Here is a 25,987-nt window from a genome sequence, read left to right on the forward strand (position 1 = left end):
CCCTCGGCGCCCTCGGGGGACGCGGAGGGCGATGGCGCTGCGGGCGGGAGCGGGGAGCCCGGTTCGGAGGACGAGCGTGAGCGTGGAGGTGGGGCGTGAGTGCCTGGGAGGCGCTGCTGCGCTGTGTCGTCGTGCTCGTCGGGTTCCTGGTGTTCCCGCTCGTCATCGGGCAGATGGAGCACAAGGTGATGGGCCACATGCAGGGCCGTCTCGGCCCCATGTACGCCGGCGGCTTCCACGGCTGGGCCCAACTCGTCGCCGACGGCGTCAAGTTCGCGCAGAAGGAGGACATCGTCCCCGCTGACGCGGACCGGAAGGTGTTCCAGCTCGCGCCCGCCGTCGCTCTCCTGCCGTACCTCCTGGTGCTGATCGCGATTCCGGTCGGGCCCAGCGACAGCTGGGTGGGGCAGATCGTCGACGCCGGTCTCTTCTACGTCCTCGCGGTGATGGGCGTGGGCGTCCTCGGCTCCCTCATGGGCGGTTGGGCGTCGGCCAACAAGTACTCCCTCCTCGGCGCGCTGCGCTCCGCCGCCCAGCTGATGGCGTACGAGCTGCCGATGCTGATCGCCGGGGCCTCCGTGGCCATGGCCGCGGGCACGGTGTCGCTCGCGGGCATCCTCGGCGGGTTCCACTGGTGGTGGATCCCCTGGCAGATCATCGGCGGCTTCGTCTTCTTCACCGCTGGCCTCGCCGAGCTCCAGCGGCCGCCGTTCGACATGCCGGTGGCCGACTCCGAGATCATCTTCGGTGCCTACACCGAGTACACCGGGCTCCGCTTCGCCATGTTCCTGCTGGCGGAGTACGCGGGCATCCTCGTCCTCTGCCTGCTCACCTCCGTCCTCTTCCTGGGTGGTTGGCACGGCCCGCTCGCGGGCTCGCTCGGCTGGCTGTGGACGCTGCTGAAGACCTTCGCCCTCGCCTTCGTGGTCATCTGGCTCCGCGTCACCTACCCGCGGCTGCGCGAGGACCAGCTGATGCGCTTCGCCTGGACCGTCCTCATCCCGCTGTCCCTGCTGCAGCTCGCGCTGACCGGCATCGTCAAGGTGGTGATCTCGTAGTGTCCGTTCCCGGCCGCGGCCTGGCCAAGGGCCTCGCCGTCACCCTGCGGACGATGACCCGGAAGAGCGTCACGGCGCAGTACCCCGACGTCCAGCCGGAGTTGCCGCCGCGCTCACGCGGCGTCATCGCGCTGCTGGAGGAGAACTGCACCGTCTGCATGCTCTGCGCACGCGAGTGCCCGGACTGGTGCATCTACATCGACTCCCACAAGGAGACGCTGCCTGCGGTCGAGCCGAACGCCCGTGCCCGGACGCGCAACGTGCTGGACCGGTTCGCGATCGACTTCTCGCTCTGCATGTACTGCGGCATCTGCATCGAGGTCTGTCCTTTCGACGCGCTGTTCTGGTCGCCGGAGTTCGAGTACGCGGAGGAGGACATCCATGACCTCACCCACGAGCGCGAGCGGTTGCGCGAGTGGATGTGGACCGTGCCGGCCCCGCCCGCGCTGGACCCGTCCGCGGAGGAGCCGAAGGAGATCGCCGCCGCGCGCAAGGCTGCCGAGAAGGCCGCCGCGGCGGAGGCAGCCGCCCGGGCTGCTGCTGCCGCGGCCGCGGACGCCGATGGCGAGGCAGGCGCCGGTGCCGATGCCGGAACCGACGCCCCCGGCTCCTCCGAGGGGGACGCGTGATCCTCATGCCGACCCCCGGCGCAGCCGCCGGCTCCGCCGGCCACTCCCTCGCCGTGTCTGCTCTTGCCGCCCACGGATTCCTCTCGCCTACCGGTGTCGAGATCGTCTTCGTGCTGGTCGGTCTCGCGGTTCTCGGCGCGGCGCTGCTGACGGTGACCACCCGTCAACTCGTCCACGCCGCCCTGTGGCTGGTGGTCGCCCTGGGCGGGCTGGCCGTCGAGTACCTGCTGCTGACGGCCGAGTTCGTGGCCTGGGTGCAGGTGCTGATCTACCTCGGATCGGTCGTCGTGCTGGTGCTCTTCGGGCTGATGCTGACCAAGGCGCCCATCGGGGCCTCGCCGGACGCGGATTCGGGCAACCGCTGGGTCGCCCTCGCGGTGGCCGCTGCGACCGCCGCGACGCTGGTCACCCTGGTCGTCGACGGCTTCCGATCGACCTGGATCGACCTGTCGACCACCGGCGGCGGCAGCACCTCCGCCAACGGCGAGACGCTGTTCCGCTACTGGGTGCTGCCCTTCGAAGCCCTGTCCGTGCTGCTGCTGGCCGCCCTGGTCGGCGCGGTGGTCCTGTCGCGTCGCCGCTCCGGGGAGCGCTGAACCGATGCATCTCGTCTATCCCGTCGTCCTCTCCTCCCTGCTCTTCGCCATCGGCGTCTACGGTGTGCTCGCCCGCCGCAACGCGATCCTGGTGCTGATGGCCGTCGAGCTGATGCTCAGCGCGGTCAACCTCAACCTGGTCGCCTTCGACGTCTGGCTGCGCGACAAGCTGCATGCCGGGCAGGCACTGACGCTGTTCACCATCACCATCGCCGCCGCCGAGATCGGGCTTGGGCTGGCCATCGTGCTGATGGTCTTCCGCAACCGCGGGAGCACCGACGTGGACCGCTTGCGCGAGCTCGCCGACGCCGACGGCCGCAGCCTGTTCGCCTCCGGGACCGACCCCGCCGACGCGGCTGACGACGCGTCAGGCTCCGAAGCAGCCGACACCGCCGGGAAGAAGGCCGCCGTCGCATGACCGTCACCCTGGCCGCCCTCGTCCCGCTGCTGCCCTTCCTCGGCGCGCTCGGCGGGCTCGCCTCCGACCGCCGTGCCCCCGGCCTGGTCCGCCCGCTCGCCGTGCTGCCGACGCTGGCGGCCGCCGTGCTCGCGGTCGTCGTCGCCGTCCAGCTCGGCGCCGGGCGCCACCTCGACGCGGCTCACCGGCTCGCGCCGACCGGTAGCGTGCCCGTCGACCTGGCCCTGCACCTGGACGGCATCGCCGTCCTACTCGCCGTCCTGGTCGGTGTGGTGGCGACCTGCGTGCAGGTCTATTCGATCTCCTACCTGCGCGAGGACCCGCGTTATCCGTCCTACGCCGCGCTGGTCTCCCTGTTCACCGCTGCGATGCTGCTGGTCGTCTACTCGGGCGACCTGATCGTGCTGCTGACGGGCTGGGAGGTCATGGGCATCTGCTCGTACTTCCTGGTCGGGCACCACTGGGAGACCCGGGACGCCCGCAGCGCGTCGATCAAGGCCTTCCTGGTCACGAAGCTGGGAGACGTGCCGTTCCTCTTCGGCATCTTCGTGCTGGCTGGGGACGCCGGGACGTTCCGGATCAGCGGGGTGCTGGACGCGGCGGCCGCGGGCCGACTGCACCATGCCACCCTGGCGGCGCTGCTGCTGCTGTGCGGCGTGGCGGGCAAGTCCGCCCAGTTCCCGCTGCACACCTGGCTCCCGGACGCGATGGCCGGCCCGACCCCGGTCTCCGCGCTGATCCACGCGGCCACCATGGTCGCCGCGGGCGTCTACCTGGTCGCCCGGCTGCTGCCGGTGTTCCTGCTGTCCACCGCGGCGCTCGCCGTGCTGGGCGTGATGGCGGCGGTCACCATGGTCGGCTCGGCACTCTGCGCGCTGGCGCAGGACGACATCAAGCGGGTGCTCGCCTACTCGACGGTCGGTCAGCTCGGCTACATGTCGGGCGCGTTGGCCGTCGGCGACCGCGACGCGGCGCTGTTCCACCTGATCACGCACGGCGCCTTCAAGGCGCTGCTGTTCCTGGCCGCGGGCTCGGTCATCCACGCCGCGCACACCAACTCGCTCGCCGCCATGTCCCGGATGGACGGGCTGCGCAAGCGCGTGCCCGACGCCTACTGGACGATGACCATCGGCCTGCTCGCCCTGGCGGGCATCCCGCCCTTCTCCGGCTTCTTCAGCAAGGAGTCGGTGCTCGGGGCGGCCGAACACGCCGCCACCGGGGACGCGTTGACGCACGGTCAGGGAGCTGCCTCGGCCGTGCCCTGCTGGCTCGGCTGGCTGGTGCTGGTGGCCGGGCTGCTCACCGCGCTGCTCACCGCCGCCTACGCGACCAGGCTCTGGCTGCTGGCCTTCCGCGGCCCGAGCGTCCGCCCCGCGATCGCCCTCCCGGCCGACGCCCACGGCTCCACCGGGGCCATGTCGCTGGTGCTCTGGCTGCTCGCGGTGCCCGCCCTCGCGCTCGGCGTGGTGGGCCTGCGGGACGACTGGCTGCCCGCGTTCCTCGATGGGAACGCCGCCGAGTTCCGCCCGGCACTGAGCACCTCCCTGCTGGGCGTGGGACTGGCCGTCGTCGGCTGCGCCGTGATGGCCGTCGCCTGGCGCGTCGCGGTGCGCCGGGAGGTCGCCGTCGCTGCGGGCCGAGCGACGCAGGGCGCCTCCGCGGTCCAGGAGGCCGCGGTGCCACCGGAGTTGGAGGCCCGCCCCGGAGAGACGCCCGCCGACCTCGCTCCCGCGCTGGCGGCCGAGACCGCGGCTTCGCTGGCGGAGGCGGAAGCGGCGGTGCCGACGCCCTCGCCCGCGCACCTGCTGCTCGGGCCGCTGCTCGGCCCGGCGGCCCGCGGCTTCGGCATCGACCGGCTCTACCAGCTCGCCTTCGTGCTGCCCACCGAGAATGCCGCCCGACTGGTCCGCTTCCTGGACGCGCAGGTCGTGGAGACGTACGTACGCGGCGCGGCCGGGAGCGCCGGACTGCTCGGCCGACTGGTCCGCCGGGCCCAGAACGGCAACGCCCAGGGCTACCTGAGCGCACTGTTCGCCGGGGTCGTCGTGCTCGCCGTCGTGGTGGCGGTGGCCTGGTGACCGCACGTCGCACCGCATGCCAGCCGAGCCGCCGTCAGGCCGCCCGCCGCTGTTCCCGCTTCCTCCCCAGTGCCACGGAGGCCGCCCGATGAACGTCCTCCTGATCGCGCTGCTGGCGCTGCCGCTGGTCGGCGCGCTGCTGACGCTCGCCCCGGGCCTGCTCGGCACCGCCGGGGCGGGTGCCGGAGGCGGCTCGGGCGAGCCCGGTGACACCGGCGGCGGGAGCTCCGACCAGGTCGGCCGCCGCTGGCTCCGGCTGGGCGCCGTCGTCACGGGTGCGGACCTGGTGCTGGCGATCGCCCTGGCCGCAGGCTTCGACCGTGACCACACCGCGCGGATGCAGGCCGTCACCGACCTGAACTGGATCCCTGCGGTCAACGTCCGCTTCCACCTGGGCGTGGACGGCATCTCGCTGCCGCTGCTGCTGCTGACGGCGCTGCTGACCTTCCTCTGCGCGCTGTACTCGCTGTGGAGGCTGCCGGCGGGGCCCGGCCCACGCGCATGGACCGGCCTGCTGCTCCTGCTGGAGACCGGCATGCTGGGCACCTTCGCCGTGCTCGACCTGGTGCTGTTCTTCCTGGCCTTCGAGATCGTGCTGGTCCCCATGTACTTCCTCATCGCCCGCTGGGGCGGCGAGGGACGAGGCCCCGCTGCGTACCGCTTCATCCTGTACACCCTCCTCGGTTCCGCGGTGATGCTGCTCGGCTTCCTGTTGATCGGGATCAAGGCGGGCACCTTCGACATGACGGTGCTCGCCCACCGGCACGGGGCCGGTCTGTCGCACCAGACACAGGTGCTGGCGGTGCTGGCCATCGGCATCGGACTCGCCGTCAAGGCGCCGATGTTCCCCTTCCACAGCTGGCTGCCCGACGCCCACACGGCCGCCCCCACCGCCGGATCGGTGCTGCTGGCCGGCGTCCTGCTGAAGATGGGCACCTACGGCTTCGTCCGAGTGCTGCTCCCGGTCGCCCCCGACGGGATGCACACCTTCGCGCCCTACCTCGGCGCTCTCGCGGCCGTCGGCATCGTCTACGGCTCGCTCGCCTGCCTGGCCCTGGTCCGCCCGGGAGCCAGGGGGGACCTGAAGCGCCTGATCGCCTTCTCCTCCGTCGGCCACATGGGCTTCGTGCTGCTCGGCATCGCCACGCTGACCAGCACCGGGGTCAACGGCGCGCTCTTCGCCAACATCGGCCACGGCCTGATCACCGGCCTGCTCTTCTTCCTGGTCGGCGCAATCAAGGACCGCTACGGCACGGCCGACCTGGACCGGCTCGCCGGGACCACCGGCGCCGCCCTCTACGGCCGCGCCCCCCGCCTGGGCGCGCTGCTCGCCTTCGGCGCCGTGGCGAGCCTGGGCTTGCCCGGCCTCGCCGGGTTCTGGGGCGAACTCCTCGCCATGTTCGGGGCGTTCCGACCCGCGGCCGGTCTGGACAGGTCGGCCTTCCTGGTCTTCATGACCCTGGCCGGCCTGGGCACCCTGCTGACCGCCGGCTACCTCCTCAACGTCGTCCGGCGGGTCTGCATGGGAGACCCCGCCCGAACGGGCACCGGCGCACCGGACCTGACGCCGGGTCAGCCCGCACGCCCGGGAACCGTCGGTGCCGCCGGCGCCGGTGGAGCGAACGGCAACCCCGCCGGCATCGCCGACGTCCACGGCTACGAGGCCGCCACCTGGGCCCCGCTCGCCGCCCTCACCGTCCTCGCCGGGCTCTGGCCGGCCGTGCTCCTCGGCCTCAGCAACCCCGCCGTCAAGGCCCTGCTCGGAGGCAGCTGAGCCATGACCCACGCGCTCGACACGCTGAACCTGACGACCCCTCTGGCCGTCGCCCACTCCGGGCAGTTGATCCAGTCCGTCGACTGGCTCGCCATCGCCCCGCCGCTGATCGCGGCCGCCGCCGCGCTGGTCGTCCTGGTCGCCGACCTCTTCCTGCCGACGGCCCGGAAGCCGGTCCTTGGCCTGCTGAGCATCGCGGGCCTCGCCCTGGCCCTGCTCAGCCTCATCCCGCTGCACGCCGGGACCCGCTCCACCTTCTGCCTCCGGACCGCCTCCGGGGCCGTCGATCCCACCGCCTGCTCCTACGCGGCGGACCACTTCGCGCTGCTCTTCCAGCTCCTCGTGCTCGCCGGAGCCCTGCTCGTCGCGCTGCTCTCGGTCTACGGGGTGGGCCAGGACCGGTTGCCCGCAGGGGAGTTCTGGTTCCTGCTGCTCAGCTCGGCCTGCGGGGCCGCGCTGCTCCCCGCCGCTCGCGACCTGGCCACGCTCGTCATCGCCCTCGAAGTCACCGCCCTGCCGTCCTTCGCGCTCGTCGGCCTGCGCCGGGACGGGCGCGGCGGTGAAGCCGCTCTGAAGTTCTTCCTGTCCTCGGTGACCGCCACCGCGGTCACCCTGCTGGGCGTGAGCTTCGTCTACGCGGCGACCGGAAGCCTCTACCTGGTCCGGATCGCTTCCGCCCTCCCGCACGCGGACCCGCAGTTGAAGACTGTCGCGGCCGTAGGTGCGGTGCTCACGCTCGTCGGCTTCGCCTTCAAGACGGCGGCCGTGCCGTTCCACTTCTGGGTGCCCGACACCTATGTCGGCGCCCCGGTCCCCGTGGCGGCTTATCTCTCTGTGGTCGGCAAGGCTGCCGGACTCTCCGGCCTGGCCGCAATCGCCGTCATCGGTTTTCACCCCTACGGGCGAGTCTGGGGGACGGCGGTTGCCGTCGCTGCAGCGCTGACGATGACCGTCGGCAACGTCGCCGCGCTGCGCCAGCGTGGCGACGCGCCCGACAGCGCGGTCCGGCTGCTGGCCTGGTCCTCCGTCGCCCAGGCCGGCTACCTGCTGGTCCCGATCGCCGCGGCGGGCTTCCGCCCGGCGCGGGATCCGCTGGGTGCCACGCTCGCCTTCGCTCTCGTCTACGGCCTCGTCAACCTCGGCGCCTTCGCCCTGGCCGCCCTCCTGGCCGGACGGGTGGACGACTACCGCGGCCTGGCCCGCAGCCGGCCCGCCACCGCGCTGGCCATGGCCTTCTTCCTGCTGTCCCTCGCTGGCCTGCCCCCGGGCGTCGTCGGCCTCTTCGGCAAGTTCGTGGTGTTCCGCGCCGCCGTCGACGGCGGCCTCGGCTGGCTGGCCGTGATCATGGCGGTCAACGTCGTCCTGGGCCTGTTCTACTACCTGCGTTGGACCGCCAAGCTGTTCCAGCCGACGGCCGCCGAGGCTCCGCTCGCCGCCCGTCCCCTCCCGCTCCCGCTCGGCCTGGCGCTGGGCCTGACGGCGGTGATCGGCGTGGTGCTGTCGGTGGCGCCGCAGCTGGTGCTGCAGGTCGTCGGCGTCTCGCTGTTCGGCTGACCGGCCCCCGGCGCAACCGCCTTCCGAGTCCGCCGCAGCGGCCCTCGTCTCGGCCGTGGCCCCGGCGCCGGCCCGGGCCCATGGCCCCGACCAGCGGTTGCGCCGTGGCCCCGGCCGGGGGAGAAGGGAACCTGAGGGTCGGTCCGATCCGTTCGTCAGGGTGAACGGGCTGGGAAGACACCCCCCAACGCACCACTCGGAGGGCATCCGTGCACCGCCAGCACAACGGGCTCAAGACGGCCGTACTCCTGGGCGTCATGTCGGCGCTGATCATCGGCATCGGCTCGATCTGGGGCCGCACCGGGCTGATCCTGGGTTTCGTGATCGCGCTGGCCACCAACGGCTTCGCCTACTGGAACAGCGACAAGCTCGCCCTGCGCGCCATGCGGGCCCGGCCGGTCAGCGAGATCGAGGCGCCCTGGCTCTACCGGATCGTCCGCGAGCTCTCGACCTCCGCCCGGCAGCCCATGCCACGGCTCTACATCTCCCCCACGGACGCCCCCAACGCCTTCGCGACCGGCCGCAACCCCCGCAACGCGGCGGTCTGCTGCACCCAGGGCATCCTCAACATCCTGGACGAACGCGAGCTGCGCGGGGTGCTGGGCCACGAGCTCTCGCACGTCTACAACCGCGACATCCTGATCTCCTCGGTCGCGGGCGCCCTGGCCTCCGTGGTGATGTTCCTGGTCAACTTCGCCTGGCTGATCCCGGTCGGGCGCAGCGACGACGACGACGGTCCGGGCCTGGCGGGCATGCTGCTCGTGATGATCCTCGGCCCGATCGCGGCGAGCATCATCCAGCTGGCCATCAGCCGCTCCCGGGAGTACCAGGCGGACGCCTCCGGGGCGCAGCTCACTGGCGACCCGCTTGCGCTGGCCAGCGCGCTGCGGAAACTGGACGCGGGGACGCGCCAGCTGCCGCTTCCTGCGCGCCCGGAGCTGGAGACGGCGAGTCACCTGTTCATCGCCAACCCGTTCCGCGGCGGCATGAGCTCCAAGCTGTTCTCCACCCACCCGCCCATGGCCGAGCGGATCGCCCGGCTGGAGCAGATGGCCGGATACCGTCCTCGCGGCTGACCTGTCGTCAGAGACCAGTCGCACCGGGCATCACCGGATCGAGCGAACTACGACAGAAGGGCTGGGCAGGGTCCCATGAAGGTGCTGAACTTCGTTCTGAACGTCCTCTGGGTCATCCTCTGCGGACTCTGGATGTCCCTCGCCTACATCGTCGCCGGCATCATCTGCTTCGTCCTCATCATCACGATCCCGTGGGCCATCGCCTCCTTCCGCATCGCCGCCTACGTGATCTGGCCCTTCGGGCGCACCACCCGCGAGCGCTCCGACGCCGGCGCCGCGTCCTTCCTGGGCAATATCGTCTGGTTCATCTTCGCGGGATGGTGGCTCGCCCTCGGCCACATCGCGACCAGCATCGCCATGGCGTGCACGATCATCGGCATCCCGTTCGCCTGGGCCAACCTCAAGATGATCCCGATCTCGATCATGCCGCTGGGCCGCGAGATCGTCTCCACGGACCAGCGCTTCGGCTACTCCGCCTGATCCGCGCGCTGCTGCTGACCGGTCGTCAGCGCCGCCCGCAACCGGGCGAACTCCGCCGCCAGGGCGTCCAGTGAGTAGTGGGCGTTCAGCCCGCTGGGGTTCGGCAGCAGCCACACCTGCGTGGCTCCGATCCGCTCCGGCTGCGACCCCACCTGCGCCTGCCGCCGCCCGAACGCGCTGCGGTACGCGCCGATGCCCAGCACCGCCAGCATGCGCGGCCGGTACCGCTCCACCCGCGCCACCAGGGCCCGGCCGCCGTCCGCGTACTCCTGCGGGGTCAACTCGTCGGCCCGGGCCGTGGTCCGTGCCACGACGTTGGTGATGCCGAGCCCGAGCGGCAGCAGCTGCGCCTGCTCGTGGGGCCGGAACTGACGATCCGTGAAACCGGAGCGGTGCAGGGCGGGCCAGAAGCGGTTGCCGGGCCGCGCGAAGTGGTGCCCGGTCGCCCCCGACCACAGACCCGGGTTGATTCCGCAGAACAGTACCCGCAGCCCGGGCGCGATCACGTCGCCGATCGTGCGGTCCTGCGCTGCCGCCAACTGCTCCTTGCTCGGCCTCATGTCCACCATCCTCGCCGGTGCCGGAACGCCTGTGTCGGGCGGGGCAGTTCTGCCAGACTGCGGTGAACGGATCAACCGGGCGTCGGGCGCGGGGGAGCGGCAGGGTGTCGGGGAACGAGGGCAGCGCTGCTGCCACGCAGTCGGGGCGACTGGTCGGGGGACGCTACCGGCTCGTGCACCGCCTGGGCGCGGGCGGCTTCGGCAGCGTCTGGCAGGCGCGCGACGAGGTTCTCGGCGTGGAGGTCGCCGTCAAGGAGGTCCGGCTGCCGCCGACGGCCTCGGCCGCCGAGCAGGCCGAGCGGCTGGCGCGCGCCCAGCGCGAGGCGCGCCACGCGGCGCGGTTGCGCGACCACCCCAACGTCGTCGGCGTGCACGACGTGGTGGTGGACGACGGCGTCCCGTGGACGGTGATGCAGCTGATCGTCGGCCGCTCGCTCGAGGAGCAGGTGGCCCGGCACGGCCCGCTCGACCCGGCCCAGGCGGCCCGCGTCGGCGCGGCGGTCCTCACCGCCCTCGGCGCGGCCCACCAGGCGGGGATCGTCCACCGCGACGTGAAGCCGGCCAACATCCTGCTCGCCGACGACGGCCGGGTGCTGCTGGCCGACTTCGGCATCGCGGTCCAGCGGGACGACACGGCGCTGACCGCGACGGGCGCGTTCATCGGCTCCGTCGAGTACCTCGCCCCCGAGCGTGCCCGCGGCCAGGACGCCGGTCCCGCCGGTGACCTCTTCTCGCTCGGCGCCACCCTCTACTACGCCGTCGAGGGCCGGGCGCCCTTCCGTCGGGACTCCCCGGCGGCCACGCTGACGGCGGTCCTCTTCGACACCCCCGAGCCTCCGCAGCGCGCCGGGGCACTCGCCGCGTTGATCACCGGCCTGCTGGCGAAGGACCCGGCCACCCGCCTGACGGGTCCCCAGGCCGCGGCGCTGCTGGTCTCGCTGCCCAACTCCGCGCCGCCGTACACCCCGACGGCCCCGGGGACCACGACGCCCCCCGGGCACACCAAGACCGCTACGGCTCCCGGCGTGCCCGGACAGCAGCGCCGGCCCGGCCTCCCGCCGGACCGCGGCGGAAGCAGCGACCGCCCCGGCCTCCGGCACGCGCGATCGGTCCTCGCCGGTCTCGCGCCGGTCGTGCTGCTGCTCCTGTGCGGCGTCGCGCTCCCGCTGCGAGGCGTCGTCCTGCATCTCCCGAGCGGCGTCGCCCATGGCTCAGTCGGCTTGCCCGTCTACCAGGTTCTGGGTCTCGACCGCTTCCTCGCCCTCGGCCTGCCGCGCATCGTCCTCCCGTGGCCATGGTTGCTCGCCCCCGTGGCCGCTCTGCTGCTCGGGGCGGTCCTGATCCACCACCGTCACGCGGCTCTGCGCGTTTCGGCCTACGCGCTCGCCCTGGTGCTGCCCGCCCGCCTGCTGGCAGCCGACCTGACGCTCCGTCCGAGCGATCTCGTGCACGGTCTGCCGCAGGTGCTGGCGGACACGACGACGGTCTCGTTCGGCCCCGGCTGGTGGCTCGTGCACGCAGCCGCCCTCTTCTCCGTCGCGGCCCTGGCCTGGGAGGACCTCCGCCCGGCACGCTGAGGCCGGCGAACCGCTCCCGCGACTCGCCGGCCTCCCGTGCCGATCCGCTCCCTGCTCGGCCCCGACTCAGCGGTAGTTGACGAACTGGATGGCGAAGTCCAGGTCCTTGCCGCGCAGCAGGGCCTGCACGGCCTGCAGGTCGTCCCGGCTCTTGGAGGTGACCCGCAGCTCCTCGCCCTGGACCTGCGCCTTGACGCCCTTCGGGCCCTCGTCGCGGATGATCTTCGCGATCTTCTTGGCGTTGTCCTGGGAGATGCCCTCCTGGATCGTCGCGAAGATCTTGTACTCCTTGCCCGACAGCTGCGGCTCGCCCGCGTCCAGAGCCTTCAGGGAGATCCCGCGCTTCACCAGCTTGCCCTGGAAGACGTCGAGGATCGCCCGGACCCGGTCCTCACCGTTGGCCCGCATCTCGATCTTGTCGCCGGACCACTCGATGGAGGCGCCCACGTTCTTGAAGTCGAAGCGGGTGGCGATCTCACGGCCGGTCTGGTTGAGGGCGTTGTCGACCTCCTGCCGCTCGACCTTCGAAACGATGTCGAAACTGGAGTCGGCCATGATCAGTACTTCTCCTTGCCTGCGGTTCCACGATGGCTGCGGTCAGCCTAGCCACCCCCCTGCGCCCTTCGCCCGCACGCCGCCGCCACCGGCCCCTGACCTCAGGCTCAGCCGAAACGACCATGCGACAACCGAGTGGCGAAGCACCCCCCACGATCAGGTATGGTTTACGTCGTCGCCCCGGGAGACCGGCGGAGACGAATCCCTGGCGGGTTGCCCGAGCGGCCAAAGGGAGCAGACTGTAAATCTGTCGCGCAAGCTACGCAGGTTCGAACCCTGCACCCGCCACGGCCAGCCGAAAGGCCCTGTGACCAGCACCAACGGTCCAGGGCCTTTCGCATGTCCGCACTCCGGGGCTCCCTGCGGCTCCCCGGCGTTCCCCGCCTCTTCCGCCACGCGAATGGCACGGGCCTGGGTTCGGTCACGGGATGCCCTCGTGCTCACCCCTGGCGGCACGGAGACGGTGGTTCAGGGCGAGCAACGCGGCTGCTACTTCCGCGGTCTTCTCGTCGCCGTTTCCGGAGACGAGATCAAGTTCCTTCAGGTGCCGGTGCAGCCAGTCCATCAGAAGCGGGTCGTCTTCCACCCGCACGCTGGCCTCCAACCGGGCCAGGACCGCGAGGATCGCGGCGGCATCGCGGTCAACGATGGTCACCGGACGATTCGGGTGCTCTCGGATCTGCTGGAGAGATGAGGACATACGGCCAGCATGGGACCGTCAGAACGGCGGCTCATTGCCACCCGTGGCCGGGGTGGCACCCACCCGGACCCGGCAGGCGCACCCCCACCTGCGGGGCTGGCGGTGGCCCACGGGTCGGCCTCCGCGCCCGGGGTGCTGGTGCGGTTGGTCTTGGTGACCTTGGCGGTGGTGAACCGCAGGGAGGGGCCGACCTCGTTCACGTCGAGGGCGAGCATGGAGCGGTTCTCGCCCTGGTCGGTCTGCCAGTTGTGCTGGACGAGTCGGCCGGTGACGATGACGCGCATGCCCTTGGCCAGGGTCTCGGCGCTGTGCTCGGCCAGGTCGCGCCAGGCGGTGCGGCGCAGGAACAGCGCGGTGCTGTCCTTCCACTGGTTGGTGGTCTTGTCGAAAGGCGCGGCGTGCTGGCGACGGTGAAGCGGGCCATGGCGACGCCGACGGGGGTGAAGCGTATCTCGGGGTTGTCGGCCAGGTTGCCGACGACGGCGATCGGGGTCTCTCCGCGGACACAGCAAGCCTCCAAGGCTCGACAGTTGAGGGGGTGCACGGGGCGGCTGTCCGGCTCCCGCAACCGTCGAGCCCTCGCCCCCAGGCTGTGGACGGGGGCTCGGCAGCACGGCCGGGAGGACAGGGCTGGCGCGTGATCTTCGGCAGTGGTTGGATGCCACCACCTGTTGGGGAGGCGGGGATGGCGAACGACGACGGCCGGACAGCGGCAACCACTTGGGACAAGCCGCGTCCACCGGTGGAAACCGGCGAGCCACGCCTTCTCGGGCAGTTGAAGACGGTGCTTGCCCTCCTACTGGCACCGGTGTGGGTAGTCGTCGGTTGCTCTCTGGCCAGCGGCGCTGTCGGCGCGCACATGGACTTCCGCCACGCGCAGAGGGTCCAAGCAACGATCATCGAGGCCGACTACGCGAAACCTGGTGGCCAGCAGGCTTCAAGAATCGTCGTACGGCTCCCCGCTCCGTTCGGCGGAACGGCCACCGTCGATGACTTGAACTCCGCGCCTGACGGCCTGACCACATCCTCCGCCGAGGTGCTGGTCGATCCGGCGCGGCCCGGCCACGCCTTGTTCCCGGGACAGTTGAGCTGGTGGCACGTGCTCTACCCGGGTGGCTACTTCGTTCTCATCGGCCTGGGGACGCTCGGCTACGGCACTGTCGCCGCGGTCAAGGCGTGGCGTCGGCGTCGCCCGACTCCTCCGACTACCTGAGTGCCGCAAGCCTGCGATAGAGGAGAGGCGTTCATGCCAGCGCTGTTCTGGGCGGGGATCCCCGTCCTGGCCCTGCTGTGGTCACAGGTCATCTGGGGTTTGGTCCACTACGGTTCAGGGCGGGTTGCCCCATGGTGGGCGGGGTCGACCCGCATCAGCGACCGACGGTATGCAATCTTCATGGCCGGCCTGACGGGCTTCATCACGTTCGGCCTGGCGACGGCACAGTCGATGCCCTGGCACGCTCGGCCCGGTCAGCTTCTCGAGCAGGGGTCGTGGACCTGGGCTCTCGCGGACTTGGGCGCAGCAGCGGTTCCGGCTTGTGCCGCTTGGTTGTTCACCCGGTCCCGGCGCTGACTGCCTCAAGCGGCGGCTCGCAGGGGGATGGCGGGGGCTCGGCAGCACTGCCGGGAGGACAGAGCGGGTGCCGGATATCTGATGGGCGGGCCCGTCGGGCGTCGCTAGGATCCCGGTCGGGAATCGCCGAACGATGGTCAGAAGCAACGCTTCCTGGTGCTCCACGACTACGGCATGGGGGGCCTGTGGTGGTGGGTGTGGGCCCGGTCTGCGGAGGAGATCGTCAACACCTGCGCCGAGGTTGAGGTGAGGACCGACCCGGAGGTCGTGCGGGGCTTCTCGGAAGATCCCCGTGTGCAGGAATGGGATATTGACGACCCCGAGCCCAGCCCGCTGGCCAGCCTTCGCGATCGCGGGCCTGATGCTGTTCGGCCCCAGAGTGCGTCGCGGCGGCCTGGCACTCGGGATCCTCCTCCATGGAGCGATCATCGTGGCCATGGGGCTGTTCAGCTTCGGACTCATCATGATCGCGGCGCTGATGCTGGCGAGCGGTTCCGGCAGGCGAGAGAGCTCGGCGTCCATCCCTTCCGAGTCCCGCAGGACGACGGGAGGTCGAAGTAGGCGCCCCCCATCTGTCCACACTCATACGAGCATTCCTTTGAAAGGCCACTCGATGCGCACTGTTGTGACGCCCTTCCTCCCGGCTGAGGCCTCCGAGAGCGAGCTCTCGGACTGCTACGAGGCATGGGTATCGGCTTACGCCGACTTCCCCGACCGACCGGCCCCGAGCTACCGGGCCTTCGTGGACCTGCTGCGCTCCCCGACCAACCTGCTGGGCCCAGAGCAGTTCTGGGTCGCGCGCGCTCTGGGCAGGACCGTCGGCATAGCGAGCCTGACGCTGCCTCAGCACGAGAACACGCGACTCACCGTCACGAGTGTCCGAGTCCTGCCGAAGATGCGTCGGCACGGAGTCGGCACCGCACTGCTGAGGGCAACGCTGCCGACCGCCAAGGCGGCAGGACGGACGACAGTCACCGGTCAGGGGCTCAAGTCGGGTGGCGAGGGCGAGAAGTGGGCGACCGCGCTCGGTTTTGCAAAGGTGCAGGAGTTCGTTCTGCAGCGCCTCGTGGTCGCGGACGTGAGCCCGGACCTCTGGGCCGTGCCGATGCCTCCCGGCTTCGAAGTGCTCCGGTGGACGGGGGCAGCGCCGGAGGCACTTCTCGCTTCATACGCCCAGGCGCGCACCGCCATCAGCGATGCCCCGACCGGAGCGTCCAGCCTCGAGTTCGCGTCCTGGACGCCGGACCGCGTCCGTCGGCACGAGGCCGAACTCCGTGCGCGCGGGGACGAGCAGCGCGTCGTCGTTGCGGTGCACGAGGACAGTGGCCGGGTGGCCGGCCTGACCGAGATGATCACCACTCCGAGTCGGCCGGAACTCGGCATCCAGCAGGAGACCGCTGTGCTGGCGGAATTCCGAGGGGCCGGCCTGGGACGCGTGATCAAGGCTGCCATGATGCGCTGGCTGATCGCGGAGCGGCCGGAGACTGAGCTTGTCATCACGAACACGGATGCCGGAAACGCGCACATGATTCGAGTCAATCTCCAGATCGGCTACGTCACCGATTACATCGTGTCGGACGTCGAGGCCGACCTGGGGCGACTGCTGTGATGCTGCTGGCTTTCGGGTACGGACCGGGCGCGGTGGGCCGGCAGTCGCACCGGAGTAGCGCTGAGGGCGGGGAGGAGTAGGGCATCCGGCTAGCTTTCTCGAACAGCAGATCCACTCCGGTTCGGCATCGCATGCCTGACGCTGCCTCAGCACGCGAACACACAGCTCCCCGTCACCACCGTGCGAGTCCTGCCGGCAGCGCGGCGTCAGGGCGTGGGCACCGCACTGCTGCGGGCGACCCTGCTGGCTGCGAAGGCAGCAGGCCGCCGGGCGGTTCGCGGTGCACGAGGTGTGCCGGAGTGCCGAAGCCTGTGACAGCACCGGAGGTCCAGGACCTTTCGCCGGGCCGCAAAACCGGTGGAGCCGTGATCCCGGCAGGGGCTAGCCTCCCCGCAACGCGATGACGGAGACGAGTAGCCGCGGGGTCGCGCGAGCAGAGAGAGCCGCCGGGAGCTGGGAAGGCGGACTCGCGTCCTGGGGTGAAGACCCTCCCGAGTGCGGGGAGGAACGGCCGGTGACGGCCCCATGCCCCGCCGGCCGGCCCCCGTGACCGGGCTTGAACGAGGCCGCCGCCGTTCGGGCGGCGGCAAAGGCGTGGTGGCACCGCGAGTCCCCTTCTCGCCCACGCTCCCAAGGGATCATGACGACGCCCGGGAGGGCAGTGGTGATCCAGAACCAGAGCCAGAACATCACCGAAACCGAAACCGAAACCGAGACCCAGACCCAGACCCAGACCCAGACCCAGACCCCACCTCCGCCCCCTGCCGGTGTCGGACCACGGGTGCTGGTACGGGAGTTGCCGGAGCACCTCGGGCGGGCGGTGACCGTCTGCGGGTGGGTGCAGACCCTCCGGCTGCAGCGCAGGATGCAGTTCGTGCTGGTCCGGGACCACAGCGGCACGGTGCAGCTGGCGCACCGTCGCGGGGGTCAGCAGGACCTGCTGGAGCAGGAGTTGGAGCGGTTGACCCCGGAGTCCGCCGTGCGGGTCACCGGTCGCGTCGTGGCCGACGACGCGGTGCGGCTCGGCGGGCTCGAACTCGTGCCCGAGGCCGTGGAGGTGCTCGGCCGCGCCGAGCCGCGGCTGCCGATCGACGCGCACACCGGGCCGGAGCAGCGGCTCGACTGGCGCTTCCTCGACGTCCGCCGCCGTCCGCAGGCGCAGCTGCTGTTCGCGGTGCAGACGACGTTCGAGGCAGGGCTGCGCGCGTTCGCCCAGGCCGAGGGCTGCACCGAGATGCACACGCCCAAGCTGATGGGCAGCGCCTCCGAGTCGGGTGCCGAGGTGTTCGAGCTCGGCTACTTCGGGCGGTCGGCGTACCTGGCCCAGTCGCCGCAGTTCTACAAGCAGATGGCGATCGCCGCCGGCATCGACCGGGTCTTCGAGGTCGGGCCGGTGTTCCGCGCCGAGCCGTCCTACACCGCCCGGCACGCCACCGAGTTCACCGGCGTGGACGTCGAGTTGGCGTGGACGGCGGGGGTCGAGGACGTGATGGACTTCGAGGAGCGCATGCTCACCCACGCTCTCGCCCTGGTGGCCGAGCGGCACGGCGCGGAGATCCGGGAACACTTCGGGGTGGAGGTGACCGTCCCTCAACTGCCGTTCCCCCGGCTGGCCATGGCCGAGGCCCAGCAGTTGCTGCGGGCCGAGGGCTGGGACCCCGAGGGAGCCAAGGCGGACCTGGACCCGGAGGGGGAGCGGCGGCTGGCCGCACTGGTGCAGCAGCGGACCGGGCACGAGTTCGTCTTCGTCACCCACTACCCGGCGGCGATCCGGCCCTTCTACCACGCGCGGAGCGCCCAGCAGCCGGGGCTGACCCTCAGCTTCGACCTGCTCTGGAAGGGGCTGGAGATCACGACCGGTGCCCAGCGGGAGCACCGGCACGAGGTGCTGCTGCGCCAGGCGGCCGAGAAGGGGCTGAGCCCCGAGCCGATGCGGCACTACCTTGACGCCTTCCGCTTCGGCTGCCCGCCGCACGGCGGGTTCGGGCTCGGACTGGCCCGGGTGCTGATGGTGCTGCTGGGGCTGGAGTCGATCCGGGAGGCGGTGTTCCTCTTCCGCGGGCCGAACCGGCTGACGCCCTGACGCCCTGATGCACGCGGAGCAAATCCGCTGGTCGGCCGGGCGGAACGCTGAGTACCGTGCGCGGCATGGAGAGCAGCGGGCAGGGCGGCATCAGCAGCGTCGAGATCCGGGAGTTCGCCGAGCGGGACTGGCCCCAGGTCTGGGGCATCGTCCGCGAGGTGGTTCGCGAGCAGGAGACCTTCGTCTACGACCCCGCGATGACGGAGGACGAGGCCCGCGCGGTCTGGATCGAGCCGGGGCCGGGGCTGACGGTCGTGGCGGTGGACGGGGAGCGGGTGCTCGGCACCGCCAAGACGGGCGCGAACCGTCCCGGCCCCGGCGCGCACGTCGCGACCGCGAGCTTCATGGTCGCCGCCGACGCCCGGGGCCGGGGCGTCGGCCGGGCGCTGTGCCGTCACGCCCTGGACTGGGCCCGGGCGCGCGGCTTCGCCGGCATGCAGTTCAATGCGGTGGTGGAGACCAACCACGCCGCGGTCGAGCTGTACCGCAAGCTCGGCTTCGAGGTGATCGGCACGGTCCCGGGCGCCTTCGAGAGCCCGAGTCTCGGCCGGGTCGGCCTCCATGTGATGTACCACCAGTTCTGACAAGGACACGGGGCGGGCGGACGGCATGGAACTGCGGCAGGTGCGCTACTTCGTCGCCGTCGCCGAGGACCTCCACTTCGGCCGCGCGGCGGAGCGGCTGTCCATCGTGCAGTCGGCGGTGAGTGAGCAGATCCGCCGTCTGGAGCGGGAGTTGGGCACCGAGCTGTTCGACCGCTCGCCACGCCACGTACGGCTCACCGAGGCCGGGCAGCGCTTCCTGCCCGCGGCCCGGGACCTGCTCGCGGCCGAGCGGGCCGCACTGGACTCCGTGGCGGCGTGGAACCCCGCCCGGGGCGGACGGCTGCGGCTGGGCACCAGTGTCGGCATGGGCGAGCACCTGGACCGGGTCCTCGCCGCGCTCGCCGCGCACCAGCCGCCCCCGCAGGTCGAGCTGGTCTCCGGGCCCACGGCCGCGCGGCTGGAGCAGGTGGCCTCGGGCGCGCTGGACGCGTCCTTCGTGCGCGGCGTCGAGGAGGGGCCGCCGGGCGTCCGGCTGATCCCGGTCTGGCAGGACCAGCTGGTCGTGGCCCTGGCGGCGACGCATCCGCTCGCGTCCGGACGGGGGCCGCTCGACCTCTCCGAACTCCGGGGACTGCCGCTGCATCTGACGGACCGCCGGAACAATCCGCCGCTGGTGGACCTGGTCGTCGGCGCCTGCCGGGACGCGGGCTTCGAGCCCCTGCCCGGGCCGCCGCGCGGCTCGCTGCAGGACACCCTCGCGCTGATCGGGGCGGGCGTCCCCGGCTGGACCGTCGTCTACGCCTCCTACGCCCAGCAGCTGGCCAACCCGCGGATCGCTTTCCGGGAGGCGGACCTCTCCCTCCCGGGCGTGCTCGCCGTTCCCGCCAGGCTCCCCCGGGAGCGGCTGCGCCTGCTGCTGGACGCGTGCGGCGATCGGGAAACGCGATCGCTGCCGGCTCCGGACGGGTCTCGTTCGCGGGACCGCTGAGCGGTGAACTGGGAGACGGGCAGCAGAGGCCGCCCCGCAGAACCGGAGATCACTTCCCAGGAGGAAGCCGTGCCCATCGTCACCGTGCTGCAGGGTCCCCGCGACATCGAGCTCAAGCGAGAGCTGGTGGCCCGGATCACCGACGCCTTCGTGGACGCCTACAAGATCCCGGCCGACACCGTGCAGGTCTGGATCCAGGAGACCCCCGCGGACAGCTGGGGCGCGGCGGGAAAGCTCACCGCCGACCGCTGACAGCCGCCGCTGACCGGCCCTGCCGGAAGCGCGAGTTCTGATGTTCCGTCATATCCCCTTCGCCGGGGGACCCGTGGTACAACGGGCGCCCGAGCGGGGAGGTGGGAACGCATGGACGAGAGCAGGACCGCCGTGGTGCGCCCGGCCGAGACGGAGGAGCTCGACCGGGCGCTCGCGGTCTGGCAGCACGCGCACGTCGTGCGCCGCAACGGCCGGCCGCTGCCCGCGGGGCATGTGACGGCGTCCGCCGCCCGGGTCCGTCGGCCCGGCGCGCTCGTACTGATCGCCCTGGACGGCGACGCGGTCGTCGGCACGGTCGCCGGGGAGCAGGGCCTCGCGCAGGACGGGGCCGGCGCGCCCGTGCCCGGTCTGATGCACCTGTGCCTGCTGAGCGTGGCGCCCGACCGCTGGGGGCACCGGCTCGGGCACCTGCTGCTCGACGCCGTCGCGGCGGAGGCGGCCGAACGGGGCTACGAGCGGCTGCAGTTGTGGACCCATGCGGACAACCTGCGGGCCAACCGCCTCTACAAGTCGCTGCGCTTCCGCCGCACCGGCCGGGCCCTGATCGACCCCTGGGGCGAACTGCTGGTGCAGTACCAGCGCCCCGTGGCCGGTTGACGGTCCCAGGAACCGCGGCAGCCCCGGAGAGAGACCCGGGAAGGAAAGCACCGGTCGGAGCCGCGTCGTCGCGTCCTCCCCGGGCCGTCGCCCGCCGGCTCGCGGTCGGCTGACGCCGCGTCAGCCTCAGGGCCGACGCGGGAGGTTCTGCCGGGGCAGCGGCCGCCAGGCGGGAACCGGGTCGGAGAACTCACGCACCGCGCTCGTCCGGGAGACGATCCGTCCCCGGTGGATCACCACTCGGCTGTGGCCCGCCGCCAGGGCCGCCTCCAGGTTGTTCCCGCGCACCGCGAGCAGTTCCGCCGGGTGTCCGGGCTCGACGGTCACCGGCCGCAGGCCGAGCGCGCGCCTTGCGGCGGCGCTCACCCGGGCGTACGCCGCCTCCGGACGCAGTCCGGACCGGGCGGAGAGCAGAAAGGCCGCCTCCAGCGGGTCGGCTCGGCCCACCGGGTTCGCCGCGTCGCGCAGTGCTCCGCTTCCCGCGACGGTCCCGGACGGCCCCGCCGTGCCCAGGACGCAGCGACTGCTCTGCGGCAGCACGCACAGGTCCGCGCCGGCCGGGGCCCGGTCCGGGCCGCAGAGCAGCAGGTGCGGGACGCCCTCCGGGACGGCGGCGAGCACCGCAGTCGTGTGCAGGTCGACCGGGACGCCGCAGCGGGCGCCGAGGGCGAGGACCGCGTGCGGGTCCGTGGGCCCCGCGCCGCCGACGGCTTCCGCGCCCTCGTCGAGCGCGGCGCGCAAGGCCGCGAGGTCGCCGGTCGCGGTGACGGCCACGACCTGAAGCTCCATCAGACCGCGCAGGTCCCTGGCCGCTTGGAGGGACGCGAGCAGCCGCGCGGGCCCGTCCGGTCCGTCGACCAGGACGTGCGTGCGCTGGGCGGTCGCGCCGTAGCCGAGGCCGGTGAGGGCCGCCTCGATCACCCGCCGCGGCAGCTCCGCGCCTTCTGGCGGTGCGTCGGCTCCGGAGGGAGGAGGTCGCTCCGCCGTGAAGGCGGCGTCCAGGTGGGTGTGCGGATCGGCGGGGGCGGGGAGCAGCAGATAGCCCGTCAGGTCGACACGCTCGGGCGCGCCCAGCGTGCCCGCCGGGGCGACGGCGTCGATCCGCTCGCCGCGGAGCCGGACGTCCACGGCGCGGCCGTCGGCGAGCCGGGCCCCGCTCAGCAGCAGCATGCCCCGCCTCCGCACTGGTCCCGCAGCCTGTCCGGACGCCTCCGCGGACGACCCGTCCCGCGCGCGAGCCTAGGACCCCGATCCGGCCGCCCCGCGGAGGCGCGACGGGGCCCGGAGCGGGGTTGATTAGTCGTACCGGCCAGGCCGGATACGGATTTCACGGTTGGGCGGCTCACCGTGTAATGTCTTCCTCGGCCCGCCCCAATAGCTCAGTCGGCAGAGCGTCTCCATGGTAAGGAGAAGGTCTACGGTTCGATTCCGTATTGGGGCTCGGATGAGAGGGTCCCGCCTCCGAGGCGGGAGCCGATCGTCGTGGCGGTGTAGCTCAGTTGGTAGAGCAAGCGGCTCATAATCGCTGTGTCACCGGTTCAAGTCCGGTCACCGCTACCACACCCCGGTAGCCGATTTCAGGGTTTGAGGCCCGATCGGCTACTCTCTCTTGTGTTTGTAACGTTGTCTGTCCGAGGAAGGCACTCCCGTGGCCGCCACTGATGTCCGTCCGAAGATCACGCTGGCGTGCGTGGAGTGCAAGGAGCGGAACTACATCACCAAGAAGAACCGGCGTAACGACCCGGATCGTCTTGAGCTGAAGAAGCACTGCCCCCGCTGCAACGCGCACACCGCGCACCGCGAGACCCGCTGACCCCACGCGCCCAGGCGCATACGGGTCGGGCTCAAGGTCCGAGATCTCAGGCGAAGGCCGTCCCCATCCCGTGGGGGCGGCCTTCGCCGTCTCCATCAGCTGACGTCGTCTCAACTCAGGAGCAGCCCATGCCGCTGGACCCCTCCTTCATCGGGCGGAGCTACCCGCCCACCGCGCCGTACGAGGTGGGGCGGGAGAAGATCCGCGAGTTCGCCGAGGCCGTCGGCGACGCCAACCCCGCCTACACGGACCGCGAGGCGGCCAAGGCCCTCGGGTACCCGGACGTGATCGCCCCGCCGACCTTCCCCTTCGTGATCACCTACCGGGCCGCGGCCCAGGTGGTCCAGGATCCGGAGCTCGGGCTGGACTTCTCCCGGGTGGTCCACGGCGACCAGCGCTTCGTCTACACCCGCCCGGTGCGGGCGAACGACCGGCTGAGCGTGACCTGCGTGATCGACTCCATCAAGTCGCTGGCGGGGAACGACATCCTGTCCGTGCGGGGCGAGGTGCACGAGGAGAGCGGCGAGCACGTGGTGACCGCCTTCATGACGCTGGTGGCGCGCGCCGCCGAGGGGGAGTGAGGACCTGATGACCGCACAGATCTCCTGGGACGAGGTCGAGGTCGGCACCGAGCTGCCGGCGCGGAGCTTCCCGGTGACCCGGGCCACCCTGGTCCAGTACGCGGGCGCCTCCGGGGACTTCAACCCGATCCACTGGAACGAGGCCTTCGCCAAGGCCGTCGGGCTGTCGGACGTGATCGCGCACGGCATGTTCACCATGGCCGAGGCGATCCGGGTGGTCACCGACTGGACCGGCGACCCGGGCGCGGTGGCCGAGTACGGGGTCCGCTTCACCAAGCCGGTGGTCGTGCCCAACGACGGGCAGGGCGCCGTGATCGAGGTCACCGGCAAGGTGGCCGCCAAGCTGGACGACCGGAAGGTGCGGGTCGACCTGGTCGCCACCAGCGCCGGCCAGAAGGTGCTCGGGATGTCCCGGGCCGTCGTACAGCTTTCCTGAGCAGGGCGAGGGCTGACCGGTCGGGCCCGGGGTTGACAGGGTAGTGATTGGTCAATAACTTAGCTTCCATGGCGAGCAAGAGCATGCGGATGAGCGCGGAGGAGCGGCGCGAGAGCGTCATCCGCGCCGCCGTGGTCGAGTTCGCCGAGCGCGGCTACAACGGCACCTCCACCCAGGCCATCGCGTCCCGGGTGGGGGTGTCGCAGCCCTACCTCTTCCGGCTCTTCCCCTCCAAGCGTGCGCTCTTCGAGGCGGCGGTGCTCCGCTGCATCGGGGAGATCAAGCAGCGCTTCCTGGAGGCGGCCGAGGGCAAGCGGGGGCAGGAGGCGCTGGACGCGATGGGTGACGCGTACTTCGGCCTGGTCACCGACCGCAGCCACCTGCTGCTCCAGCTCCAGATGTACGTCTCCACGGCGGCGGCCGAGAATGCCGGTGACGCCGAAGTGGGGGAGACCGTGCGGGAGTTGTGGACCGACCTGTGGGACTCGGTGGCCGCGGCCAGCGGTTGCGAGCCCCACGAGGTCACCGACTTCTTCGCGCACGGCATGCTGATCAACGTGCTGGTCGCCATGGGCTTCCCGGTGGAGCACCGGCTGTGGGCGGGCTTCGAGCGCCCCTGCTGAGGTCCCGTGCCTTCCTCGCGGGTTTTCATGGCCGCGAAAGTTATTGACTGATCACTAGCCAGACTGGGTTTCCGCACTCCTACAGGGGGAGTCATGAGCAAGGGCAGTCCGGTCCTCTGGGCCTTCGTCATCACCAGCACCGCCGGGTTCATGGCGGCGCTGGACAACCTCGTCGTCACCACGGCGCTCACCTCGATCCGGGAGCACCTCGGCGGCGGCATCAGCGACCTCGAGTGGACGGTCAACGCGTACACGCTGAGCTTCGCCGTCCTGCTGCTGCTTGGGGCGGCGCTGGGCGACCGCTTCGGCCGGCGCCGGATCTTCGGCCTGGGCCTCGGGCTGTTCACCCTCTCCTCGCTGGCCGCCGCGCTGGCCCCGAACATCGACGCGCTGGTCGCGGCGCGCGCGGCGCAGGGCGTCGGCGCGGCGCTGCTGACGCCGGTCAGCCTGACCATCCTCACCGGCGCCGTCCCGGCCGCGAGGCGGGCGGTGGTCTTCGGGGTCTGGGGCGCGGTCAACGGTATGGCCGTGGCGCTGGGCCCGGTCATCGGCGGCACGATCGTGGAGCACCTGTCCTGGCAGTGGATCTTCGCCATCAACGTCCCGATCGGCGTCGCGCTGCTGCCGCTGGCCCGGCTGAGGCTGCGTCAGAGCCACGGCCCCAACGACCGCTTGGACGTGGTGGGCACCGCGCTGGCCAGCACCGGACTGTTCGGCATCGTCTACGCCCTGATCCGCGGCAACGGCGACGGCTGGACGTCGGCCCCGGTACTGGCCGGGCTGGTGGCGGGGTCGGCGCTGCTGGTCGCCTTCGTGCTCTGGGAGTTGCGGACGGACGCCCCCGCGCTGCCGATGCGGCTGTTCCGCAACCGGGCCTTCGCGGCGATCAACACCTCGTCGCTGCTGATGTCGCTGGGCATGTTCGGCTCGATCTTCCTGCTGAGCCAGTTCCTGCAGGCCGGCCAGGGCTACAGCCCGATGCAGGCCGGGGTGCGGATGCTGCCGTGGACGGCGATGCCGATGCTGGCCTCCCCGCTGGGCGGCCTGCTGGCCTCCCGGATCGGCGGCCGGGTGGTGATCGCGGCCGGACTGCTGCTACAGGCGGCCGGGCTGGCCTGGTTCGCGGTGCTGGCGACGGGAGCGAGCGAGATCACGTACGCGGCCCAGGTGCCGGCCCTGGTCATCTCCGGTCTGGGGATGGGCTTCTTCTTCGCCCCCGTCTCGACGGTGCTGATGGGCTCCGTGCCCGACGCGGACCAGGGCGTGGCCTCCGGAACGAACGGCTCCCTGCGGGAGGTCGGCGGCGCGCTGGGTGTGGCGGTTCTCACGGCGGTGTTCACGGCACACGGCGACTATGCGAGCTTCGCTCGCTTCACCCACGGCCTGACGCCCGCGCTGTGGGTGGGGAGTGGGACGCTGCTCGCCGCGATGGTCGCTGCGCTCGTGATCCCGTCCGCCCGCCGGTCCCGCGGTGCGGGGGTCGCTCTGGAGACGCCCACGACGGAGACGGTTCCTGCGGTGGGCTAAGGCCTGTCCGGCGGATCTTCCCGGGCCCGCGTCGTCTGGCACGGCCTCCCCGGCTTCCGGCTGGGAGGTGCCCCCACCCTGCGTTGGCGAAACGCCCACGTACGTCCAGTACGAGGGCGCTCCGCCGCCTTGGAGCCGGCCGCACCTGGGGCACCTCCCGCCCGAAGGGCGGGGGAACGACGCGGGCTGATCCGGAAAGATCCGCCGGACAGGCCCTGGTTGCACGCTCCCTTCGGGGGCGAGGAACTGTGTGACCAGCACACCACTCGGGGAGGTCCGACCCCGAC

General features: G+C 71.7%; 28 protein-coding genes and 3 tRNA genes. 26 read left to right on the forward strand and 5 right to left on the reverse strand.

Annotated features, from left to right (window positions below):
* Positions 1 to 95: 95 nt before the first annotated feature.
* The 9 genes from ACFP3V_RS27000 (at position 96) to ACFP3V_RS27040 (ending at position 9,663) form a co-directional block, all read left to right on the forward strand.
* Positions 96 to 1,058 carry a complex I subunit 1/NuoH family protein gene (locus ACFP3V_RS27000; RefSeq protein WP_380588730.1) on the forward strand — a complete coding sequence of 321 codons (963 nt, stop codon included), beginning with the start codon at positions 96 to 98 and terminating at the stop codon, positions 1,056 to 1,058.
* Between the two features lie 53 nt (positions 1,059 to 1,111).
* Positions 1,112 to 1,687, forward strand: a complete 576-nt coding sequence (locus ACFP3V_RS27005) for a NuoI/complex I 23 kDa subunit family protein (protein ID WP_380588980.1) — start codon at positions 1,112 to 1,114, stop codon at positions 1,685 to 1,687.
* Between the two features lie 5 nt (positions 1,688 to 1,692).
* Positions 1,693 to 2,283, forward strand: a complete 591-nt coding sequence (locus ACFP3V_RS27010; protein ID WP_380588983.1) for an NADH-quinone oxidoreductase subunit J family protein — start codon at positions 1,693 to 1,695, stop codon at positions 2,281 to 2,283.
* 4 nt (positions 2,284 to 2,287) lie between these two features.
* Positions 2,288 to 2,701, forward strand: a complete 414-nt coding sequence (nuoK, locus tag ACFP3V_RS27015) for an NADH-quinone oxidoreductase subunit NuoK (RefSeq protein ID WP_380588733.1) — start codon at positions 2,288 to 2,290, stop codon at positions 2,699 to 2,701.
* Positions 2,698 to 4,779: an NADH-quinone oxidoreductase subunit 5 family protein gene (locus tag ACFP3V_RS27020; protein ID WP_380588736.1), complete on the forward strand. Its 2,082-nt coding sequence runs from the start codon at positions 2,698 to 2,700 to the stop codon at positions 4,777 to 4,779. Before nuoK ends, ACFP3V_RS27020 begins: the two co-directional genes overlap by 4 nt.
* 88 nt (positions 4,780 to 4,867) lie before the next feature.
* The gene (locus ACFP3V_RS27025) at positions 4,868 to 6,553 is read left to right on the forward strand and encodes a complex I subunit 4 family protein (RefSeq protein WP_380588739.1); all 1,686 of its coding nucleotides are present in this window, start codon (positions 4,868 to 4,870) and stop codon (positions 6,551 to 6,553) included.
* 3 nt (positions 6,554 to 6,556) lie between these two features.
* Positions 6,557 to 8,107, forward strand: coding sequence for an NADH-quinone oxidoreductase subunit N (locus ACFP3V_RS27030; RefSeq protein ID WP_380588742.1), 1,551 nt, complete (start codon positions 6,557 to 6,559; stop codon positions 8,105 to 8,107).
* Between the two features lie 209 nt (positions 8,108 to 8,316).
* Positions 8,317 to 9,183, forward strand: coding sequence for a zinc metalloprotease HtpX (gene htpX / locus ACFP3V_RS27035; RefSeq protein ID WP_380588745.1), 867 nt, complete (start codon positions 8,317 to 8,319; stop codon positions 9,181 to 9,183).
* Between the two features lie 75 nt (positions 9,184 to 9,258).
* On the forward strand, positions 9,259 to 9,663 hold the full coding sequence (locus tag ACFP3V_RS27040) for a YccF domain-containing protein (protein WP_380588748.1): 405 nt from the start codon (positions 9,259 to 9,261) through the stop codon (positions 9,661 to 9,663).
* On the opposite strand, the gene mug is transcribed toward ACFP3V_RS27040, so the two are convergent.
* Positions 9,651 to 10,223, reverse strand: a complete 573-nt coding sequence (mug, locus tag ACFP3V_RS27045) for a G/U mismatch-specific DNA glycosylase (protein ID WP_380588751.1) — start codon at positions 10,221 to 10,223, stop codon at positions 9,651 to 9,653. The genes ACFP3V_RS27040 and mug overlap by 13 nt on opposite strands.
* Positions 10,224 to 10,327: 104 nt before the next feature.
* On the opposite strand from mug, the gene ACFP3V_RS27050 reads away from it, so the two are divergent.
* Positions 10,328 to 11,800, forward strand: a complete 1,473-nt coding sequence (locus tag ACFP3V_RS27050; protein WP_380588754.1) for a serine/threonine-protein kinase — start codon at positions 10,328 to 10,330, stop codon at positions 11,798 to 11,800.
* A 66-nt stretch (positions 11,801 to 11,866) separates the two neighbouring features.
* Here the strand turns inward: ACFP3V_RS27050 and ACFP3V_RS27055 are convergent, their stop codons facing one another.
* Positions 11,867 to 12,355 (reverse strand): YajQ family cyclic di-GMP-binding protein, encoded by a 489-nt coding sequence (locus ACFP3V_RS27055; protein WP_380588757.1) that lies wholly within the window; start codon positions 12,353 to 12,355, stop codon positions 11,867 to 11,869.
* A gap of 207 nt (positions 12,356 to 12,562) precedes the next feature.
* Between ACFP3V_RS27055 and ACFP3V_RS27060 the strand changes: the two genes are divergently transcribed.
* A tRNA-Tyr gene (locus tag ACFP3V_RS27060) sits at positions 12,563 to 12,643 on the forward strand.
* Positions 12,644 to 12,776: 133 nt separating this feature from the next.
* Here the strand turns inward: ACFP3V_RS27060 and ACFP3V_RS27065 are convergent.
* Positions 12,777 to 13,010 carry a hypothetical protein gene (locus ACFP3V_RS27065; protein WP_380588760.1) on the reverse strand — a complete coding sequence of 78 codons (234 nt, stop codon included), beginning with the start codon at positions 13,008 to 13,010 and terminating at the stop codon, positions 12,777 to 12,779.
* Positions 13,007 to 13,816: a single-stranded DNA-binding protein gene (locus tag ACFP3V_RS27070; protein WP_380588763.1), complete on the reverse strand. Its 810-nt coding sequence runs from the start codon at positions 13,814 to 13,816 to the stop codon at positions 13,007 to 13,009. Before ACFP3V_RS27070 ends, ACFP3V_RS27065 begins: the two co-directional genes overlap by 4 nt.
* Between ACFP3V_RS27070 and ACFP3V_RS27075 the strand changes: the two genes are divergently transcribed.
* From ACFP3V_RS27075 to ACFP3V_RS27110, 8 genes are all read left to right on the forward strand, one after another.
* Positions 13,741 to 14,268: a hypothetical protein gene (locus tag ACFP3V_RS27075; RefSeq protein ID WP_380589007.1), complete on the forward strand. Its 528-nt coding sequence runs from the start codon at positions 13,741 to 13,743 to the stop codon at positions 14,266 to 14,268. The genes ACFP3V_RS27070 and ACFP3V_RS27075 overlap by 76 nt on opposite strands.
* A gap of 667 nt (positions 14,269 to 14,935) precedes the next feature.
* A complete protein-coding gene (locus ACFP3V_RS27080; RefSeq protein ID WP_380588766.1) occupies positions 14,936 to 16,234 on the forward strand; it encodes a GNAT family N-acetyltransferase in 1,299 nt (432 codons plus the stop codon).
* 135 nt (positions 16,235 to 16,369) lie between these two features.
* Positions 16,370 to 16,549, forward strand: coding sequence for a GNAT family N-acetyltransferase (locus ACFP3V_RS27085; RefSeq protein WP_380588986.1), 180 nt, complete (start codon positions 16,370 to 16,372; stop codon positions 16,547 to 16,549).
* 466 nt (positions 16,550 to 17,015) lie between these two features.
* Positions 17,016 to 18,317 (forward strand): aspartate--tRNA(Asn) ligase, encoded by a 1,302-nt coding sequence (gene aspS, locus ACFP3V_RS27090; RefSeq protein ID WP_380588989.1) that lies wholly within the window; start codon positions 17,016 to 17,018, stop codon positions 18,315 to 18,317.
* 65 nt (positions 18,318 to 18,382) lie between these two features.
* Entirely contained in the window at positions 18,383 to 18,901 is a 519-nt protein-coding gene (locus tag ACFP3V_RS27095; protein ID WP_380588769.1) for a GNAT family N-acetyltransferase, read from the forward strand.
* A gap of 25 nt (positions 18,902 to 18,926) precedes the next feature.
* Positions 18,927 to 19,850, forward strand: coding sequence for a LysR family transcriptional regulator (locus ACFP3V_RS27100; protein WP_380588772.1), 924 nt, complete (start codon positions 18,927 to 18,929; stop codon positions 19,848 to 19,850).
* A gap of 69 nt (positions 19,851 to 19,919) precedes the next feature.
* Entirely contained in the window at positions 19,920 to 20,102 is a 183-nt protein-coding gene (gene dmpI / locus ACFP3V_RS27105; RefSeq protein WP_380588775.1) for a 4-oxalocrotonate tautomerase DmpI, read from the forward strand.
* A gap of 111 nt (positions 20,103 to 20,213) precedes the next feature.
* Positions 20,214 to 20,720, forward strand: coding sequence for a GNAT family N-acetyltransferase (locus ACFP3V_RS27110; RefSeq protein WP_380588778.1), 507 nt, complete (start codon positions 20,214 to 20,216; stop codon positions 20,718 to 20,720).
* 126 nt (positions 20,721 to 20,846) lie between these two features.
* Here the strand turns inward: ACFP3V_RS27110 and ACFP3V_RS27115 are convergent, their stop codons facing one another.
* Positions 20,847 to 21,890, reverse strand: a complete 1,044-nt coding sequence (locus ACFP3V_RS27115) for an amidohydrolase family protein (RefSeq protein ID WP_380588781.1) — start codon at positions 21,888 to 21,890, stop codon at positions 20,847 to 20,849.
* Positions 21,891 to 22,088: 198 nt separating this feature from the next.
* Between ACFP3V_RS27115 and ACFP3V_RS27120 the strand changes: the two genes are divergently transcribed.
* The 7 genes from ACFP3V_RS27120 (at position 22,089) to ACFP3V_RS27150 (ending at position 25,700) form a co-directional block, all read left to right on the forward strand.
* Positions 22,089 to 22,161 (forward strand) — tRNA-Thr (locus ACFP3V_RS27120).
* A 43-nt stretch (positions 22,162 to 22,204) separates the two neighbouring features.
* A tRNA-Met gene (locus ACFP3V_RS27125) sits at positions 22,205 to 22,280 on the forward strand.
* Positions 22,281 to 22,368: 88 nt separating this feature from the next.
* Positions 22,369 to 22,533, forward strand: coding sequence for a 50S ribosomal protein L33 (gene rpmG, locus ACFP3V_RS27130; RefSeq protein WP_065962933.1), 165 nt, complete (start codon positions 22,369 to 22,371; stop codon positions 22,531 to 22,533).
* Positions 22,534 to 22,661: 128 nt separating this feature from the next.
* Positions 22,662 to 23,114, forward strand: coding sequence for an FAS1-like dehydratase domain-containing protein (locus ACFP3V_RS27135; RefSeq protein WP_380588785.1), 453 nt, complete (start codon positions 22,662 to 22,664; stop codon positions 23,112 to 23,114).
* Between the two features lie 7 nt (positions 23,115 to 23,121).
* On the forward strand, positions 23,122 to 23,550 hold the full coding sequence (locus tag ACFP3V_RS27140) for a MaoC family dehydratase (RefSeq protein WP_380588788.1): 429 nt from the start codon (positions 23,122 to 23,124) through the stop codon (positions 23,548 to 23,550).
* 68 nt (positions 23,551 to 23,618) lie between these two features.
* On the forward strand, positions 23,619 to 24,173 hold the full coding sequence (locus ACFP3V_RS27145; RefSeq protein WP_380588790.1) for a TetR/AcrR family transcriptional regulator: 555 nt from the start codon (positions 23,619 to 23,621) through the stop codon (positions 24,171 to 24,173).
* 93 nt (positions 24,174 to 24,266) lie between these two features.
* The gene (locus ACFP3V_RS27150; RefSeq protein ID WP_380588793.1) at positions 24,267 to 25,700 is read left to right on the forward strand and encodes a DHA2 family efflux MFS transporter permease subunit; all 1,434 of its coding nucleotides are present in this window, start codon (positions 24,267 to 24,269) and stop codon (positions 25,698 to 25,700) included.
* Positions 25,701 to 25,987: the final 287 nt, after the last annotated feature.

Origin of the sequence: Streptacidiphilus monticola (assembly GCF_042658505.1) — a bacterium.
Classification (GTDB): Bacteria; Actinomycetota; Actinomycetes; order Streptomycetales; family Streptomycetaceae; genus Streptacidiphilus; species Streptacidiphilus monticola.